Raw genomic sequence first — 1,208 nt, 5'->3', positions numbered from 1 at the left:
AAATAAGATTTGAGATACTCTCGCGCTTCTTCAATACCATTACCAGCCATTTTCAATTGTAGGTAATGGTCGTACTTTTCGTAATAATCATCTAACCGCTTTGGTATTTGATTAGGAAATAAATTACTTAATGTTTGAAGCAAACGATCTGGGAAATAAGGTTTGAAAAACGGAATGTGCTTCAAAAAGCGTTCGCCCCATGCTTTTAGCGCAAACATTTGGGGCAAATGACCCGTACCAATTTTTTCAATCACAATTAGTGAGTCTTTACCATATTTCTTGGCCAATTTATAAGCATTTTTATGCATATATTCACCAGAAACAGGCAATTCTTTGAATGTCGTCATAATATGGCGACGAATATCTTCCAACTCATCGGGATTATTCGTTCCAATGTAAAACATTTGTGTTTTTTTATCCATTGGGAATGTATCTAAGCGGACAGCCAATGCCGCAACGTGACCGGACGATCCAGATACTTCATACAATTCTTTAGGATTTGCATTGTATCGAATAGGCTTATCAGATTCAATGTCACGCACAACCTGTTCATGATGGAACATTGAACCATGATGTTCAGTAGCTGGTACTTGATTCAAATCAAAATTGCGGTTCTGCAAATTAGTAATAATCTCTTCGGGCGTTTTGCCCAAATCAATGCCTAAATGGTTAACTAAGTGCATTTCGTCATGTTCATCAATCCAAACATACAATGATAGCTCTGTATAAGCTGGACCTCTTCTGATCAAAGCACCACCAGAATTGTTGTTAATACCACCAATGACCGATGCACCCAAATTAGATGAGCCAATGACTGAATGTGGTTCACGTTTAAGTGGTCGCAATTCATTTTCTAAGTGAAACAGTGTCGTACCGGGGAATGCTAGTACTTGTTCCCCATTATTGATTAACTGTAAATCTTTAATTTTCATGCCGTTCACAACAACTGCAGAACGGTCATAACCTGGGGCTGGTACGGATCCCTCAGTCAAACTAGTGTTGGCTGCTTGCATAATAATGATAATATTGTTATCATGCAAAACATTAAGCACACGCCACATTGCCATTAAAGTGGTTGGAAATACGACTGCAACTGCATCGCCCTTACCTGAGCGGTACCCTTTCCTAAAACGTAAAGATTTTGCTTTGTTAGTAATAACATTTTTTTTACCAACAACATTGACTAGTTCTTCGACTAAGTCCATATT

General features: G+C 38.2%; 1 protein-coding gene. It reads right to left on the bottom strand.

All coding sequences use genetic code 11. The features are described from left to right. On the bottom strand, nucleotides 1-1,208 hold a 1,208-nt coding region (dld, locus tag ACWD3C_RS48705; protein WP_451155285.1), incomplete at both ends, for a D-lactate dehydrogenase.

The organism is Streptomyces sp. NPDC002845 (genome assembly GCF_053591955.1).
The sequence above is the reverse complement of the archived record's forward strand: the minus strand, read 5'-3'. Positions and strand labels throughout refer to the sequence as shown.